This is a genomic window from Desulfitobacterium elongatum, assembly GCF_055378975.1.
In genome coordinates, this window is the sequence record NZ_AP038772.1 from 1,550,651 (window position 1) to 1,568,443 (window position 17,793).

Sequence of the window (17,793 nt, forward strand, 5' to 3'; positions counted from 1 at the left end):
GGTTTAACTTGTATCATTTGATGGCGCTGTAAAGCGGCGTAAGGGTCTATTCTTAAAAACCTTTATGAAGACTAAAAAGACCTGAAAGTGTAGCTTCTCGCACAGGAGTGAACGATTTGCGGCGGAAGGGTGTTAAGTTGAACGATGATTTCGGGGGTTAGCGGCGCCACTGGTTCACATGCAGTAAGCAGAAGGGTTTGGCAACGAAAGTGTCCAGTGGACATTTTCGCCCGAGGCGGCATTCCACAAATGATACTCATCCGCTGAAGGTGCTCCCCCGGAATCGAGTTTGACAGCCCTGGAGCGCTGAGTACGTGAGTCTACGGTGTAGATTCACGCCCGAAGGTACGGATGTGCGAGAAGCTACAAGACCCCATAGAGTCTAATAAATATTAGCTCAAATGCTTTAAAGGAAGTGAACATATTGGCGGTTCGTTTAGAATTACTTAAGGAAGAATCGAGAACCCGTGCTCGTTTAGGTAAGCTTCATACTCCTCATGGAGTCATCGACACCCCAGTCTTTATGCCCGTTGGAACTCAGGCTACAGTAAAAACCCTGACGCCGGAGGAATTAAAGGAGCTGGGTGCTGGCATAATACTAAGTAACACCTATCATCTTTTCCTTCGCCCAGGGCATGAACTGATCCGTGAGGCCGGGGGACTTCATGCGTTCATGAATTGGGATGGTGCCATTCTGACTGATAGTGGTGGATTTCAGGTATTTAGCCTTGGAGATCTACGCAAGATTACGGAGGAAGGAGTGGAGTTTCGCTCTCATCTCGATGGGTCAAAGAAGTTCTTAAGTCCGGAAATTGCGACTCAAGTACAGATGGCCTTGGGTTCAGACATCGTCATGGCCTTTGATGAGTGTACTCCCTTCCCAGCGACACGGGAATATGCTAAGGCGTCCTTGGAGCGAACAACACGCTGGTTGAAGCGTTGCAAAGAGACTCTCACGACGAATGACCGTCAGGCGCTGTTTGGAATTGTTCAAGGTAGCATGTTCGAAGATCTACGCAAACAAAGTGCTGCAGAAATTACCGAGCTGGATTTGCCGGGCTATGCAGTTGGGGGATTAAGTGTCGGCGAACCCAAGGATTTGATGTATGAGGTCTTGGATTACACGGTTCCACTATTACCGAAAGATCGCCCTCGCTACTTGATGGGAGTCGGATCGCCAGATGCTCTCATCGAAGGGGTAATGCGAGGAATTGATATGTTTGACTGCGTACTACCTACTCGAATCGCTCGAAATGGAACAGCTCTCACGCGTTTCGGAAAACTCGTTGTGCGTAACGCAGAAGTCTCACATGACTTTTCTCCGGTTGATCCGACCTGTGACTGTTACACCTGTCGTAATTATTCGCGGGCTTATCTGCGACATCTTATAAAGGCTGATGAAATCCTGGGATTGCGTCTTATGTCGATTCATAATCTCCACTTCTTACAGACTCTGATGAGGGAAATTCGTGAGGCCATTGCCGAGGATCGATTGCCTGAGTATCGGCAGAAGTTTTTCTCAGATTATGGTTATTTGGATTAAATCTCTTAGTAAAGCAGGATTTTCGCGATTGACGCGGAATATTTATAACTTTAGAATATTTAATGGATAACAGGAAATAAAAGGAGGACTTTGATTTTTATGGGAGGCTCATCATCTACTATTACTTTGGTCCTTTACATGGCGGTTTTTTTCGGGATTATGTACTTTTTTATGATTCGCCCTCAACAGAAGCAAGCGAAACAAAGGCAGGCAATGTTAAATAGCTTAAGAGTGAATGACAAGGTCATTACTTCTGGAGGGATTTACGGTAAGGTTAAAAAAGTAAAGGATAATTCGGTTATTGTTCAGATTGCTGATAAAGTAGAAATCGAAGTCGCAAGAGCAGGAATCGCTTCAATCGAGAATCGTGAAGTCGTTGTTGAAAAAGATAAAAAATCCGATAAGAAGGATAAAAACGACAAGGTTGAAGAAGCAAAAGCTGAAGACAAGCAGCCTGAGGAAGAAAAGGCCGCTGGAACGACAGAAGCCTAAGAATGCCCAGGCCTATCTTGGGAACACTAAAATAATGAATGAATAAATAAGCAAGTGGGCGATCCACTTGCTTTTCAATTAATGAACTAATTAAATTCCTTGTAAGAATTGGGGATAATAACCATGACCTATGAAGAACACCTTCGGGGTGAGTTGGAACGCTGGCAGAAGAAAATGCTTAAACCGCCAGGTCTATTTGAAAAAGGTTCGAAAGCTCTTCAAACGCGTGTTAATGCACTCTTCCCAAAGAAAATTCAAGATGCCCTCACGGTTACCATCAAAGGGCTTGTCAAAGGAGTATTATTCAGCCTTGATTATATTCCTAAGGGGAAAGCGGAAGCGAATCTCGAATTGATCGAGAGAGATCGACGAGCTTTAGATCTTCTTAAAACGTATAAAAGATTGGCTGCAGCAGAGGGCGCTGGAACCGGAGCTGGCGGAATAATGCTTGGGCTTGCTGATTTCCCAGCATTGATTGCTATCAAAATGAAATTTCTTTTTGAGCTAGCTCATATCTATGGTTACTCTACGAAGGATTATCGAGAGAGATTATACTTACTCTTTGTATTCCAGCTCGCTTTTTCGAGTCAGGAAAAACGACCAAATTTGTTCTATAAACTATCTCACTGGGAGGAAAGCGTCGAGGAATACCCAGAAGTGAAAGCCTTAGAACATTTTGATTGGGAGCAATTTCAACGTGAATATCGTGATGCGATTGATCTGCGGAAAATGCTGCAGATGCTTCCAGGTATAGGTGCCGTTGTTGGGGCATGGGCGAATTATGGCTTGTTGGAGGATTTGGGGCATGTGGGAATGAACTGCTTCCGCTTAAGAATTCTACAGGAGAAGGATCGTCTCGAAAGCTGACTGTGAGGAATTCTCTAGCAGGTAAGGGAAGATAAAATGGGGCTAGCTATGGTGAACTAGGGATAAGTCTGGAGGGATATCTATGAAGCGTGTGATCCTAGCCGATTTGAAAGCGGATCCGATCGTACAAGGATATATAGAAGGGGGGAATCGGCATTTAGAGGCAATCGGCTTTACGGAACATGGCTTAAGGCATGTCGGCTTGGTTTCAAATATTGCCTCGAATATTTTAGAGAAATTAGGCCATACAGAAAGAGAATGTGAGCTTGCAGCACTTGCAGGTTATCTCCATGATATTGGAAATGCCGTTAACCGCATCAGCCATGCGCAGACTGGAGCGGTCTTAGCTGCAGCGATTCTTGAGCGTCATGGAATGGCGCCAGATGAGATAGCTATGGTGATTGGAGCCATTGGAAACCATGATGAGTCTGACGGGAACCCAGTAAATACAATATCAGCCGCCCTGATTCTAGCAGATAAATCAGACGTACATCGCTCAAGGGTTAGAAATTCCGACCTTGCCAAATTTGATATTCATGACCGTGTAAACTATGCAGTCGAGCACTCCTTTCTCAGGGTTTACCCACAGGATCGAATAGCGCTAGAAATCACCATTAATAATGACATCTGCCCTGTCATGGATTATTTTGAGATTTTCTTGGCGCGTATGCTTCTATGCCGAAAAGCAGCAAATTTTTTAGGAAGTCAATTTGAATTAAAGATTAATGAAGTTAAACTTCTGTGAATTTGGGTTTTTACGTCGGAGGTTGGTAAATAATTTCGGATATATCATATTCGAATATCTTTTCACGAATTGACACTTTTGACAATCGAGGCTTATAATGAATTTTGGCATGGGCAAGTCCCATTGAAACAAAAAGGGAGGAAAAATGATGAAGAGGGGAAGTATTCTGAAGCTAACAGCAGTTGTCTTGCTGATAGCAATCGCAGTCGCACTTTCTATCCAACCCCTTACGGATCCCACTAAAGGACTCCGACTGGGACTTGACTTACGAGGTGGAGTTCACTTAGTATTGCAAGCCGAACCCGGTAAAGATGGTGCTCCCGTCACCAACGAGGATATGGAAAAAGCCAAAGGGATTATTGAAAAGCGGGTTAATGAGATGGGGCTTTCTGAGCCGATTGTCCAAACAGACCTTGCTAAGAAACGCGTTATCGTCGATCTAGCTGGGGTTCAGGACCCAGAAAAAGCAGTTGAGGTTTTAAGAACCACGGCTAAATTGACGTTTAAAGACCCCCAAGGCAATGTAGTTATCGAAGGTTCCGATCTTAAAGATGCTCGTGGTGGGTCGGGACAACAAGGGTTTGTCGTTAATCTAACCTTTACTTCAGAAGGTGCAAAAAAGTTTGCTGATGTCACTACTAGAAGTGTAGGACAAAAAATCGGAATCTATTTGGATGATAAGCTTCTACAAAACCCTACCGTTAATGGGCCAATTCCAAATGGACAAGCTGAAATTACCGGATATTCTTCTCTCGAAGAAGCTGCGAATTATGCAGTGCTCTTAAGATCAGGTTCTCTACCTGTAAGTTTGAGTATTGCTGAAAAACGCTCAGTAGGAGCTTCGCTTGGCGTGGATTCTTTGAATAAGAGTGTTCTAGCTGCAATTTACGGTTTAGCATTTATTGTTCTATTTATGCTTGTGTTATACCGTTTACCTGGACTTGTCGCTAATCTTTCCTTAGTTCTTTTTACCCTGATTGTTCTCTGGGTACTTAAAGGATTTGGGGCCGTACTTACGTTACCTGGTATAGCAGGTATGATTCTCTCGATTGGTATGGCCGTGGACTTAAATATCATTATTTATGAGCGGATTAAAGAAGAAATCCGACTCGGAAAATCGTTACGTGCTGCAGTAGAAGCAGGATTTAGCAGAGCATTTATCACGGTCTTTGACTCTAATATCACGACCATGTTTGCAGCGGCTACGCTCTACTTCTTAGGGACAAGCACAATCAAGGGCTTTGCAATTACCTTAGCGATTGGTATCATTGCGAGCTTGTTTACTGCAGTAACCTTTACGCGCTTGATTTTACGTTTAATCGTTGGAATTAACCCACGTATGAATACATTCTGGTTTGGTGTAAGGAGGGAAGGGTAATGGCTGAGAAAAAGGTACCTCAAAATGTGACGAAGGCCCAAACTCCTGCTGAGCATTCCGCAACCTATGAGGATGTTCAAAAATTGCATCCACTCTATTTTAATATTGTCAAGAAGCGCTACTGGTGGTTCGTAATTTCGCTATTGATTTTAATTCCTGGGATTATTTCCTTATTCATGCAAGGCTTAAATCTCGGCATTGATTTCAAAGGCGGAACGATGCTGGATATAAAGTTTACTAAACCGGTTACGCAAACGGCCGTTTCGGATACTATGAAGTCGGTTGGGCTTGAAGGTTCTGTACAGCTTGCGAACAATGATACGTCTGCTTTAATTAGAACCTCTGCTTTGGAAGAGGATGAGAGAACTCAATTACTTTCCGCACTCCAATCAAAAGTAGGCGACTTTGACAAATCGACCTTAAAAGAAGATAAAGTGGGACCTGCAATCGGTAAAGAATTAACTCAGAATGCCTTCCTGGCACTTGCTATTTCTGCTGTGCTTATGCTCATCTATATTGGCTTTAGATTCCAACTTGCCTTTGCAGTCTCGGGAATCCTCGCTTTGCTTCATGACGTTTTTGTTGTTGTTGGGCTGTTCTCAATTTTCCAATGGTCAGTCGACTCTACGTTTGTTGCAGCGATTCTTACGATATTTGGTTATTCTATTAATGACACAGTTGTTATCTTTGACCGGATTCGTGAGAATGAGACCCGCATGAAACGTGGGGAAAGCTATGAAGACATGGTCGATAAATCGGTTTGGCAGACGATGGGGCGCTCGATCAAGACGGTTCTCACAGTCATTATCGCTCTGCTTTGCCTTCTTATTCTGGGTGGAGAATCCCTTCGCACCTTTGCTTTAGCAATGCTTATTGGGGTTGTGTCTGGAGCATATTCGTCTATCTTCAATGCGAGCCAGATCTTAGTAGAGATTAAGAATCGAATGAAGTCTACTCGTGGGGGCAAAGCTTCCCGTGCAAAAGCATAAGTCTTTGATTTCTATATAGAGTTCTTTCTTTCGGAAAATCTTACTGGGAGATTCTGAAGAAGCATTTAAAATTCCGGGCTAAACCCCGGAATTTTATTATTTTATAAATTTATTTTTTAATGGCTATATTGCCTTTTGGACACCTGAAGCGAGCTCTCTACTGGGTGAAATTTCCATATCGTAGATTTCTTTTAATAATATAGTGCATTTTCCTTGATCCTGTACTATAATACAACATATATGGAGAGAAAAGGGGGAGTGAGCATATGAGGATCTCGGGAGCACAAGCGGTTATTGAATGCTTGAAGCGGGAAGATGTAGAGATAGTTTTCGGATATCCTGGGGGAGCAGTCTTGACACTTTATGATGCGCTTTATGAGGCGCAGTTTCCTCATATACTAACTCGACACGAACAAGGAGCAGCGCATGCTGCAGATGGATATGCACGGGCGACGGGTAAGGTAGGAGTATGTATTGCAACTTCCGGACCAGGAGCGACGAATCTAGTGACAGGGATTGCTACGGCTTATATGGATTCCGTTCCTATGGTCGCCATTACTGGGCAAGTAGCGGTTTCTTTAATTGGTCGAGATTCCTTTCAGGAATCTGACGTAACGGGAATTACTACTCCAATTACTAAACACAACTATCTGGTAAAAGATGTTCGTGAGCTCCCGCGTGTGATGAAAGAAGCCTTCTATATAGCACGAACCGGTCGCCCAGGGCCCGTACTCGTTGATATTGCGAAGGATGTCTTCGCCAAGGAACTCGATTTTGCGTACCCAAAAGAAGTACATCTAAGGGGATATCGCCCCATCTATGAAGGGGATCCTCAGATTATCTTACAGGTAGCAGATGAACTGACTAAAGCTCAAAAACCTCTGATCTTCGTTGGTGGTGGAGTTAATCTTGCCGATGTCTCTCCAGAGGTGAGAGAGTTCATAGAATATACAAAAATCCCTATGATTACGAGCCTAATGGGTTTAGGATGTATACCGGACAATCACCCACAGAATTATGGTATGGTCGGTATGCATGGAACCTATGCTGCAAATATCGCAACCACTCAATGTGATCTGCTTATCGGTCTCGGTGTACGGTTTGATGACAGGGTGACTGGATTAGTCTCTGACTTTGCTTCTAGAGGTAAGGTGATTCACTTTGATATTGACCCCGCAGAAATCAATAAAAATATACTTGCTCATATTAGAGTCGTTGGAGATTTGAAGTGGACAATTCCAGCTTTACTTGAGAGGGTAAAGACCCGCTCAGAGGCAGAGTGGGAAGCCTCCAGTTTGGCGTGGAAAGATCAGCTCAACGTATGGCGGCAGGAAAACCCGCTTACCTATATTCCGCGTGAGGGGCAAGTTATGCCTCAGGATGTGATCGAACAGGTTAGCCGGTATACCGAAGGTGATGCGGTGATCGTAACGGATGTCGGACAGCATCAGATTTGGACAGGTCAATTCTATGAGTTCAAACATCCTCGAAGTTTTTTAACCTCTGGGGGTCTTGGGACCATGGGCTATGGTCTTCCCGCTGCTCTTGGAGCTCAAGTGGGTTGTCGGGATAAACGGGTCGTTGTCTTCACTGGAGATGGTGGATTCATGATGAATTGCCAAGAACTTGCTACTATTGCAGATCTCGATTTGCCAGTAAAAGTGTTTGTCCTTAATAACCAAGTCTTAGGAATGGTCGCTCAATGGCAGCGCATGTTCTATAATGAGCACTATTCCCATTCAAATATGAAAGGGCATACGGATTTCGTTAAACTAGCTGAAGCTATGGGGGTACCTGCAATAAGGGTTACTGATCCCCTAGAGATTCAGTCTGCTATAGAGAAAGCCTTTGCGACGAATGGCCCTATTCTTGTGGATTTTCGAATTCCAGAAGACGAAAACGTATTACCCATGGTTCCTGCAGGAGGACGTCTTGATCAAATGATTATGGGAGGGTAATGCACTATGAAACACACGTTAGCTGTACTTGTTGAAAACCGACCAGGGGTTTTAACCCATATTTCAGGACTCATAAGTCGGCGTGCTTTTAATATCGAGAGTATCGCGGCGGGGTATACAGAAGAAGCTGATACGACACGGATTACAGTCGTTGTCCAAGCAGACGAGATCGAGCTCGAACAGGTCGTTAATCAGCTTTCCAAGCTCGTTGATGTCATTAAGATTTCAAACTTGACGGCGATCGATGCGATTCATAGGGAACTTGCCATGATTAAGGTCAAAGCAAGTCCGGAGACACGTTCAGATATCGTGGATATCGTAGATATCTTTCGAGCGAAAATAGTGGATGTCAATCGTGAAACGATGGTTATTGAATTAACCGGAGAAGAAACAAAGATTGATGCCTTCTGTGAAGTTCTAAAGGACTATGGAATCATTGAAATTGTCCGTACCGGAAAAATTGCACTGTCTCGTGGTCCAATCCCCGCAAAGGAAGACATGTAACATTAAAATTTTACACATCCGAAGGATGCAAGGTAGTAATTGGCCTTGCTTCTTTCGGATTTTTTCGTTTTTTTAGTGTTTTTCATTTTTTAAGATAGTAGAAGAGTTAGGAAGGAGTTAATGAAGACGAGGAAGAAAGAGGAAAATATAAGTAAGATAGAGAATGTTTTGTGAAATAGATTAAGTAAAGAGCTTCTAAGGAGTGATGGGGATGACTATAAACCCTTTAGCGAAAAAAGGGCTCATACGATTAGGAGTATGGGGCGCCATAATAGTTATGGGCTCTATGCTTTCCTATGGATGTGCCACAGCCCCTAAGGCATCACCCCACTCAGAAGCACAGGCTATAGATCAGACCCAAGGTCAAGGTGAAGTCCAGATCCAAGCTCAAGAACGGAATCAAATTTCTTCTGATTCTCAGCAACCCCTAACTCAGTCCCCAATCGAATCAAACGCTTTACCTCAGTCTCAACCTCAACCTCAGCCTCAGCCTCAGCCTCAATCGCAGACTTTGTCACCGTCCGTATCTCAATCGCCTTCTGAAACTGGGAATAAACCTATATCCCCCACTCAGCCCCCTACTCAGTCACCGAAGCAGTATCTAAAGGAGATACCGATTCTTTATTATCATTCCATAGAGAAGGAAGCAGGAAATGAACTCCGCATTCCTGCGGAAGAGTTTGAGTCGCATCTTAAGTTTCTTCATCAGGCCGGATACCAGAGCATTACCCTACATGAACTTTACCAGCACTTTTATGAGGGGCGGGAATTACCGCAAAAACCGTTTGTGCTAACCTTTGATGACGGATATTCAGATAACTATTCAAACGCCTTTCGAATTGCTGGGAAATATGGCTTTACAGGAACGATTTTCATGGTAACGGGCTGGATTGATGGAGAGGGATACCTTACAAAAGAACAATTACGCGAAATGAGCAAAGCGGGATGGCAGATTGAAGCACATACGGTGAGTCATCCTAAATTAAGTGAGTTAACAGCTACGCAGTTAGAAAGTGAGCTCCGAGAGTCAAAGAGACAGCTTGAGGAACTTCTTAATCGTCCTGTGGAATTTCTCGCTTACCCCTACGGAGCTTATACGGAACAGGTCATTCAGGAATCCAGAGCAGCAGGATATATGATGGGTTTTACGACCGAGCGGGGATGGGCTAAGGGGAAAGAGCCTTATCAAGTTCAACGCATCTATTGCTATGCTGATATGGGTGTTGAAGAATTGAAAAGAAGGCTGGGAAACCCAAACTATTAGAGTCAGGAAAGGTCGAATGCATTGAGTTTAAAAGGATGCCCATAGGGCGTTTTTTTTGTAGAAGTTTTGGTCGGAAAATATTTTGATAGATTTCAGGACATCTCACACTTTTTGCAATTGGCCATATCTTGTAGTGTAACCAGATATTACCAATGCGAAAGGGGGATATGAAAATGGCATTCGGAGCAGGTGTTGCTTGTGGACCGAATTTCTTACCGGGAATAGCAGTGGTTGTAGTGATCATCCTCTTATTGATCGCGATGGGTATTGTATTCTAATTTTAAAGGAGGGTATTGCATGTACGGATATGGATATGGTGCAGGTGTAGCTCATGGCTGTGGTTGTGGACCCGTTGCAGGTTACGGTATGGGCGTTGGTTGGGGTGCAGGCGTAGGAGTCATAGTAATTGCAATTCTCATTCTCATCGCATTAGGAGTTATCTTCTAAGTTGATAGTAGAATCAAGCTTTACAAGTAAGTAATATAAGTATTTCATTCTTATAAGCAAAAGAGATTTAAGGAGGGAACTATTATGGCATTTGCTGGAGGTTGCGGAGTTGGAACAAATTGGGGCGCTGGAATCGCAATCGTAGTTGTTATCATCTTATTGCTCATCGCTCTTGGAATCGTATTCTAAACTCACTCTAGGAAAAAGCAATATCTTATTAAGAATAATGATGGGGGTGATATTATGTACGGATTCGGAGGTTATGGTGGCGCCTGTGGTTGTGGTGGATACGGATTTGGTGGTTCTGTAGTAGGCGCAGGGATTATAGCAATCGCTATTTTGATTCTTATCGCACTGGGTGTAATTTTCATCTAATGATCATGATATGCCCCCTCATCGAGGGGGCTTTTTTACATACCGAGTACTCTTTGTGAGTAGGGTAAAATACATAGGAAAACATAATTTCTTCTAGCAAGCTAAAAAGCCGTGGATATTATCCAGCGGCTTTTTAGCTTGGTAAGAAGAATAAATTAGGCTTTTAACACAAGAAAAGAAATTTACCACCACCAGCGGCGACGCCAGCCCCACCAGGGGAAACCAAAGCCAAACCAGGGAAAACCAAACCCGAACCAGGGGAAACCGAAGCCCCAACGACCCCACATAGACTACTCCTCCTTCGAAGTTAAATCTTTAAACGGATAAGTTAGACTTGATATAGAATATGCATAATGGAAAAAAATGACAAATGTCCATTGAATTTGGATAAACAGTTTTAACTGGACGTTTAATGGGGATAATAATCCAGGATTCTTCACATTTGAGGGGGATGGCTTTGTATTTTTGGGAATTGGTGGTTCTGGAGTGGCTACTTCTCTTTGCGGCAGCAATAACATTCATGGGTGGAATTCGTGGAACACTGGCTGCTACGGTCCTTCTCAGTGGCATTGCATGGTTCACCCAGCCGACAACCTTCTGGAATTGGGAGATACCTTTTTTGATTTGCGTTGCCATTACGCTAGGAATTTTGTTGTTTCTAGCTCGGAAAGCAGGGAACAGTGAAATCGTGACAGGGTTGGCTGGTAGGATGGCAAGTTTGGTTGTGTTCGGGGCCTTTTTTACACCTTTTCTTGCTTTAGTCTTTTGGGCGTTATTTGTAGGGACAGGGTTGATTCCGAAGCTAAGAGTCAAACAAATTTTATGGGGATTTTCGCCTATGCTATGGCGGGTAGTCATGGGGATCGGATGGGTTATCTATGGAAACATTTTGCTGTAGAGAGTAAGAATTATAAGAAAAAATTTAGAAGGCATACCCTTGCACTGATGAAGCAATTTTGATAGTCTATAGTAGACTATAATATAATCGTCAGGCATACAATGCTGGGCCCAGATCAAAGGGCAGCGGAGATATCCGTGGGACTTCCTAAGGGAGTCCCTTTTTATATTCAATTATGACGATGACAGGCTTTCGCTGTTACTGAGTTAAGTACAGAGAAGTTTAACAATTTGGAGTGGTTGGAATGCAAGAAAAAACGAGAGCAGCGTCTCTTTCAGTTCTATCCAATTCAGTATTGACTTTAGGAAAAGTATCGATTGGGTTAGCAAGTGGTTCGGTGAGTATCCTCTCTGAGGGGATTCACTCAGGAATTGATTTATTAGCAGCTATTATTGCTTTGTTTGCAGTGAAGGAATCGGGCAAACCAGCGGATGAACGTCATGCCTATGGTCATGGAAAAATTGAGAACATTTCGGGTACGATTGAAGCTTTGCTGATTTTCATTGCCGCAATTTGGATCATTATTGAGGCTGTTCATAAGTTTTCAAGTGGGGTAGTCATTGAAAACTTAGGTTGGGGTATGGGTATTATGGCTTTTTCTGCCTTAGTGAATTTTTTCGTGTCCAGCTATCTCATGCACATCGCCAAAAAGACGAATTCTGTGGCTTTGGAAGCAGATGCTCTTCATCTAAGAACGGATGTCTATACCTCTGCTGGCGTTTTCGTCGGGCTACTGCTCGTCCATTTGACTGGATGGGTAATCTTCGATCCGATTATAGCTATTTTAGTCGCACTTCTTATCGTTAAGGCGGCCTTCGATCTCACCAAAGAAGCTTTCATGCCTTTGGTTGATGTACGTTTGGATGAATCGGAGTATAGGGTTATTCTAGCGGTACTCAAAGACTATTCGAACAACTTTGTTGAGTTTCATAAATTACGGACCCGCCGGTCAGGCCCTGAAAGGCATATCGATTTGCACCTCGTTGTCCCTAAGTTCCAATCTGTGCTTGAAGTTCATGAATTATGTAATCGAATCGAAAAGGATATTAAGGAGCGTCTTCCTGAAACGCATATTTTGATTCATGCTGAGCCTTGTAGCGATGCAGAAGAGCAATGTCCGACATGTGCTGAGAAGAATTCTTCCTGCCTCGAGTGCACAGATGGAAACCGATGAAGTATAATGGGCTCTGGAGGTAGACTATGACGAAGAAACTATGGAAAAAACCGCTTTCACTTCCACAATCTGTGGAGCCCTTTCATGCGGGCTTAGGGATATCTTCCGTGATTTCGGATATTCTTACTCAACGCGGGATTAAGAAAGAGGAGGACGTGGTAGAGTTTCTGAGACCCTCCCTACTTAATCTGTCTTCTCCGTTTACGTTCCGAGAGATGAGGTTAGCTATTGAACGGCTCGAGAGAGCGAGAAGCGATCAGGAAAAAGTTCTCATCTATGGGGACTACGATGTCGATGGAGTAACCAGTACAACACTACTGTATAAAGTCCTGACAGATTTAGGATTTAAAGCGGTAGCCTATATTCCAAACCGGATGGATGAAGGGTACGGTTTGCATAACGAGGCTTTACTAAAAGCTTCTCAAGCTAATGTAAAAGTAGTTATAACCGTCGATTGTGGAATTACTGCGGTCGACGAAATTGAGTATGCTCAATCTCTGGGTATAGATGTCATTCTCACCGATCATCATGAACCCCCAGTGGATCTGCCCAAAGCGCATGCAATTATCAATCCTAAAGTTGAGGGATCGGGTTATCCATTTCGTGACTTGGCGGGAGTTGGAGTGGCCTTTAAATTAGCTCAAGCCCTACTTGAGACGTTAGATAACGGAGAAACTGGGGCCTATTCGCAATTGGAAATTCTCGATTTGGTGGCTTTAGGTACGATTGCAGATTTAGTTCCCCTTGTCGGTGAAAACCGTGTGATTGTGTCTTATGGACTGAAGCAAATGGAAAAGACAATTCACTTAGGCTTAAGAGCTTTACTCGAGGAGTGTGGACTAGGGAATAAACCCCTCAAAGCAGGTCAGATCGCTTTTATGGTTGCGCCACGAATCAATGCTGCAGGACGAATGGATAGTGCTCGGGCGGGCTTGGAGCTTCTCCTCACAGGGAATGGGGAACGAGCGAAGGAGCTTGCACGGCTCTTGAGCCGAGAAAATGCACTTCGACAGGAGACTGAGAAAGAAATCTTCGCTGAGGCTGTTGCTCTCTTAGAAAAGGGCCCTCTCCCTCGGGTGATTGTATTGTCTACTCCAAGCTGGCATCATGGTGTCATCGGGATCGTTGCTTCTCGTTTAGTAGAACGCTATTACCGACCTGTTTTCCTCCTCGCTGAAGATGGAGAAGAAGCGAAGGGATCTGCACGAGGAATCTCTGGTTATCATGTTTTAAATGAGTTGAGGGAACAGGCTGACCTCATGGAGAAGTTTGGCGGACATAGTCAAGCTGCTGGTTTTTCCTTGAAACAGGAGAATATCGCCCTTCTTCGCGAGGGGCTCAATGCTTCTGCTGAGAAATTCCCAGAAGGGTTGTTCTACGAACGGGTCCATGTAGATAAGCTTGTGCCACTTGAAGCACTCGATGATTCGCTCATGCGGGAATTAGAGCAACTTGCCCCCTTTGGTTTTGGTAATCCGAATCCTGTGCTGGCAGGGATTAACTTCCCGCTTTATCAGGTGAGCAATGTAGGGCAAGATCAAGCTCACCTAAAATGTGCCTTTGGTTCCTCAGGGCAATGGGAAGGGATCGCCTTTCGGAAGGGGGGAGAACTCGAACAGATCATCGGTACCCCGACTGTCGATGTGGCCTTTGGGCTTGATTGGAATACCTTTAGGGGTCCTCAAAGTATTCAATTGTTGATTAAGGATATCCAGCCCTCAGCGCTGTGGCAAGACGGTTCTGACATGGAAATGAAAGCCCAAGAAGAACTTGAACAAGGTTTTCTGGAAGTTGCTGCAAGTTCAGTTACCTATGGGTTTGAAGGGATGGATTGGAGAAATAAAAAAAGGGAAGAATGGATGCAAATCCTTGAGAAGACCCAGGAAGCTGCTCTTATATGGGATTGCACAGAAGTTAGTCCTAAGCTTGTCGATACCGTTTCCACCGATGTTCGATTCGGAATGATCTTGGGACTTCCTTCAAGTTGGAAGGAAGTTAAGGAAATCCTTACTTATTTTAGGGAGCGGAAGATTCAGCGAGTCGCCTTAGCACAGAGTCAGGTAGATGATTTGATGCTAAGTGAGCGATCGGGTTATTTATCTCGTGAAGACCTTGTCCAAATGTACAGAGTGTTATATGATTTGGCTAAAAAGAAAAATCCTTTCTATTGGAATGTAGAGGAGTCCTCTCTACGACACCTGCGTGATGGGATTAAGATATTTGAAGAAATCGGTTTGGTTAAAAGCCTGGGGGGAACAGGAAAGATCGCATTAGAATGGATTCCAGCCGTAAAGAAATTGGATTTGGAAGCCTCCTTGCGTTACTGCGCAGCAAAGGGTCGCTGGGAGAATTTAAGGGGATTTAGGAAAGAATACCAAGAAAAGCCCTGGCAAGAGTTGGTCCAATGGCTAAAGCAAGTTCAAGAAAGGCGTGAGTATATTGGATTTTAATCAACATATTCGGGTCATTGAGGATTTCCCTAAGCCGGGGATTTCCTTCAAGGATATTACGACACTTCTGAAGAATGGTGAGGCGTATCGTGAGGCTGTCGATGCCTTAGTTGAGCAAGTAAGAGAGTGGAAGCCGGATGTCATCATTGGCCCAGAGGCTCGCGGCTTTTTGCTTGGAGCTCCTGTCGCATATGCACTGGGAATCGGTTTTGTCCCCGTCCGTAAACCCGGCAAGCTACCTGGTGAGACGGTGAGTGAGACGTATGAGTTAGAATATGGTACAGATACCCTTGAAGTTCACGCTGATGCTCTGTACCCTGGACAGCGCGTTGCCATCGTGGATGATTTATTAGCAACGGGAGGAACCATGTTAGCCACCGCTCGCTTGGTTGAGAAGACCGGAGCCCAGGTCGTTGGTATGAGTTTTCTCATTGAACTCGGATTTCTTGAGGGACGGAATAAGTTAAAGGGGTACGAAATATTTTCACTGATAAATTACTAGGAAATGACTTCATTGAAAGGAGCTAATGAATGTCTGTAACCGAGCTGATGGAAAAACTGCATAAAGCTTCCCCGCAAGGGGCAGAACTTGTGGAGAAGGCTTATTTCTTTGCAGAAGAAGCTCACCGTGGGCAGCGTCGTAACTCCGGAGAGGAATATATTCAGCATCCTCTGGAAGTCGCCCTGATTCTTTCGGAACTAGAGATGGATGAGGCAACCATTGCTGCTGCCTTACTCCATGATGTTGTCGAGGATACCCGTTATACGGTTGAGGATATCGAAAGGGAATTTGGTTCACAAGTTGCCTTGCTTGTCGATGGAGTGACTAAATTAGGCCGGATCGAGTACAAGAGCAAAGTCGAGCTCCAGATGGAAAATCTTCGGAAGATGTTCTTAGCGATGGCCAAGGATATCCGAGTGATCTTAATTAAACTTGCAGACCGGCTTCATAATATGCGTACTCTGAAATATCATACCGTTGAAAAGCAAAAGGAAATCGCCCAAGAAACTCTTGAAATCTTCGCACCTTTAGCGAATCGATTAGGTATTTTTCGCATTAAGTGGGAGTTAGAAGACCTGGCCTTTCGCTACCTTAAACCACAGGAGTATTATGACTTATCTGAAGGAATTGCCCTAAAAAGAAAAGAACGCGAAGAGCAGATTAATGAGGTTATGACCCAATTGCGCCAACGTCTGAGTACCGTTGGAATTCATGCAGATATTGCAGGACGGCCGAAACATTTCTACAGTATTTACCGAAAAATGATTACCCAACATAAAGAGTTAAGTGAAATCTATGACTTAACTGCAGTTCGTGTGATTGTAGACTCTGTGAATGACTGCTATGGTGCTTTAGGAATCATCCATACTATGTGGAAGCCTTTGCCGGGAAGGTTTAAGGATTATATCGCTATGCCTAAACCGAACATGTATCAATCCCTCCATACGACCTTAGTTGGGGCACATGGCGAACCTTTTGAGATTCAGATCCGGACCGGGGAGATGCATCGGACGGCGGAATATGGTATCGCTGCACACTGGAAGTATAAGGAGGGCGCAAAACCTGCTACTGGGAGCTTTGACCAGAAACTCTCTTGGTTACGTCAACTTTTAGAGTGGCAACACGATTCTCGTGATGCCGGAGAATTCATGGAGTCTCTGAAAATTGATCTTTTTGCTGATACTGTATTTGTGTTCACTCCGAAAGGGGATGTTGTGGAACTCCCCGCAGGCTCTTGCCCGATAGACTTCGCTTATCGAGTGCATACTGATGTAGGACATCGCTGTATTGGAGCGAAAATCAATAGTCGGATTGTACCTCTTGAAACGCGCTTGACGAATGGGGATATCGTTGAGATTCTTACTTCGAAGCAGGGGAATGGCCCGAGCCGAGATTGGTTGTCTTTTGTCAAAACCTCTCAGGCCAAGAATCGGATTCGTCAGTGGTTTAAGAAAGAACAGCGGGATGAGAATATTGCACGGGGACGTGAGGGCATTGAACGGGAGGTCCGCAAGCTAGGTCTAGATCCAGCGATCCTTCTTAAGCCTGAAGCACTTCTTGTCATAGCAAAAGTATATAACATAGCAAATATCGATGACCTTTATGCGGCAATGGGTGATGGTGCAGTCACTATAAATAAAGTCATGATGCGCTTGAGGGAAGATCTTAGTAAGGAAGAACGAGAAAAGCTTCAACTCGCTGCACTCCAACAGGGCGAAGCTAAACCCTCTAATGCCTATGGAAAGGCTAGCCAAGGAGTAAGGGTCAAAGGTGTCGATAACGTTCTGATCCGCTTCTCACGGTGTTGTAATCCCTTACCTGGGGATGATATTGTCGGTTATATTACACGGGGCAGAGGAGTATCTATCCACCGCAGTGAATGTGATAATATCAAAGCACATTCATCCGATGAACAAGAGCGAATGGTCGAGGTCGTCTGGGATTCGCAAGTGGAATCGATCTACCCCGTGGATGTCGAGATTTTTGGACTTGATCGCTCACGACTCGTCACAGATATCATGAATGTCGTTATGGAGACTCGGACTCATATCCTCGGGATTAACGCCCGGGTCGGGAAAGATAAGCTTGCCCATATCCAGTTAAGTATCGAGATTCGTAATCTCGGGCACTTGTATAATGTGATGCAGAAGATTCGCAGGGTCAAAGATGTCTCAGCTGTCGAACGCGTGCATACAGGAGGAAAGTAA

Annotated in this window: 16 protein-coding genes; all 16 read left to right on the forward strand. The window is 44.3% G+C overall.

All coding sequences use genetic code 11. The features are described from left to right. Positions 1 to 421: 421 nt before the first annotated feature. Positions 422 to 1,543 carry a tRNA guanosine(34) transglycosylase Tgt gene (gene tgt, locus ACZ42W_RS07200; protein ID WP_464170897.1) on the forward strand — a complete coding sequence of 374 codons (1,122 nt, stop codon included), beginning with the start codon at positions 422 to 424 and terminating at the stop codon, positions 1,541 to 1,543. A gap of 99 nt (positions 1,544 to 1,642) precedes the next feature. Then, entirely contained in the window at positions 1,643 to 2,035 is a 393-nt protein-coding gene (gene yajC, locus ACZ42W_RS07205) for a preprotein translocase subunit YajC (RefSeq protein WP_464169550.1), read from the forward strand. A 123-nt stretch (positions 2,036 to 2,158) separates the two neighbouring features. Then, complete coding sequence (locus ACZ42W_RS07210) at positions 2,159 to 2,902, forward strand: EcsC family protein (RefSeq protein ID WP_464169553.1); 744 nt, start codon at positions 2,159 to 2,161, stop codon at positions 2,900 to 2,902. Between the two features lie 82 nt (positions 2,903 to 2,984). Beyond that, the gene (locus tag ACZ42W_RS07215; RefSeq protein ID WP_464169555.1) at positions 2,985 to 3,647 is read left to right on the forward strand and encodes an HD domain-containing protein; all 663 of its coding nucleotides are present in this window, start codon (positions 2,985 to 2,987) and stop codon (positions 3,645 to 3,647) included. A 148-nt stretch (positions 3,648 to 3,795) separates the two neighbouring features. After that, a complete protein-coding gene (gene secD / locus ACZ42W_RS07220; protein ID WP_464170899.1) occupies positions 3,796 to 5,025 on the forward strand; it encodes a protein translocase subunit SecD in 1,230 nt (409 codons plus the stop codon). After that, a complete protein-coding gene (gene secF, locus ACZ42W_RS07225) occupies positions 5,025 to 6,014 on the forward strand; it encodes a protein translocase subunit SecF (RefSeq protein ID WP_464169557.1) in 990 nt (329 codons plus the stop codon). Before secD ends, secF begins: the two co-directional genes overlap by 1 nt. 266 nt (positions 6,015 to 6,280) lie before the next feature. Continuing rightward, entirely contained in the window at positions 6,281 to 7,972 is a 1,692-nt protein-coding gene (gene ilvB / locus ACZ42W_RS07230; protein ID WP_464169559.1) for a biosynthetic-type acetolactate synthase large subunit, read from the forward strand. A gap of 6 nt (positions 7,973 to 7,978) precedes the next feature. Beyond that, the gene (gene ilvN / locus ACZ42W_RS07235; RefSeq protein ID WP_464169561.1) at positions 7,979 to 8,476 is read left to right on the forward strand and encodes an acetolactate synthase small subunit; all 498 of its coding nucleotides are present in this window, start codon (positions 7,979 to 7,981) and stop codon (positions 8,474 to 8,476) included. Between the two features lie 211 nt (positions 8,477 to 8,687). After that, entirely contained in the window at positions 8,688 to 9,740 is a 1,053-nt protein-coding gene (locus ACZ42W_RS07240; protein WP_464169563.1) for a polysaccharide deacetylase family protein, read from the forward strand. A gap of 297 nt (positions 9,741 to 10,037) precedes the next feature. Beyond that, complete coding sequence (locus tag ACZ42W_RS07245) at positions 10,038 to 10,187, forward strand: hypothetical protein (protein ID WP_464169565.1); 150 nt, start codon at positions 10,038 to 10,040, stop codon at positions 10,185 to 10,187. A gap of 243 nt (positions 10,188 to 10,430) precedes the next feature. Continuing rightward, on the forward strand, positions 10,431 to 10,562 hold the full coding sequence (locus ACZ42W_RS07250; protein WP_464169567.1) for a hypothetical protein: 132 nt from the start codon (positions 10,431 to 10,433) through the stop codon (positions 10,560 to 10,562). A 451-nt stretch (positions 10,563 to 11,013) separates the two neighbouring features. Continuing rightward, positions 11,014 to 11,460 (forward strand): hypothetical protein, encoded by a 447-nt coding sequence (locus ACZ42W_RS07255; RefSeq protein WP_464169569.1) that lies wholly within the window; start codon positions 11,014 to 11,016, stop codon positions 11,458 to 11,460. Between the two features lie 244 nt (positions 11,461 to 11,704). Further along, positions 11,705 to 12,634 (forward strand): cation diffusion facilitator family transporter, encoded by a 930-nt coding sequence (locus ACZ42W_RS07260; RefSeq protein WP_464169571.1) that lies wholly within the window; start codon positions 11,705 to 11,707, stop codon positions 12,632 to 12,634. 26 nt (positions 12,635 to 12,660) lie between these two features. Next, entirely contained in the window at positions 12,661 to 15,084 is a 2,424-nt protein-coding gene (gene recJ / locus ACZ42W_RS07265; RefSeq protein WP_464169573.1) for a single-stranded-DNA-specific exonuclease RecJ, read from the forward strand. Next, the gene (locus tag ACZ42W_RS07270; protein WP_464169575.1) at positions 15,065 to 15,586 is read left to right on the forward strand and encodes an adenine phosphoribosyltransferase; all 522 of its coding nucleotides are present in this window, start codon (positions 15,065 to 15,067) and stop codon (positions 15,584 to 15,586) included. Before recJ ends, ACZ42W_RS07270 begins: the two co-directional genes overlap by 20 nt. A 29-nt stretch (positions 15,587 to 15,615) precedes the next feature. Continuing rightward, a complete protein-coding gene (locus tag ACZ42W_RS07275) occupies positions 15,616 to 17,793 on the forward strand; it encodes a RelA/SpoT family protein (protein WP_464169577.1) in 2,178 nt (725 codons plus the stop codon).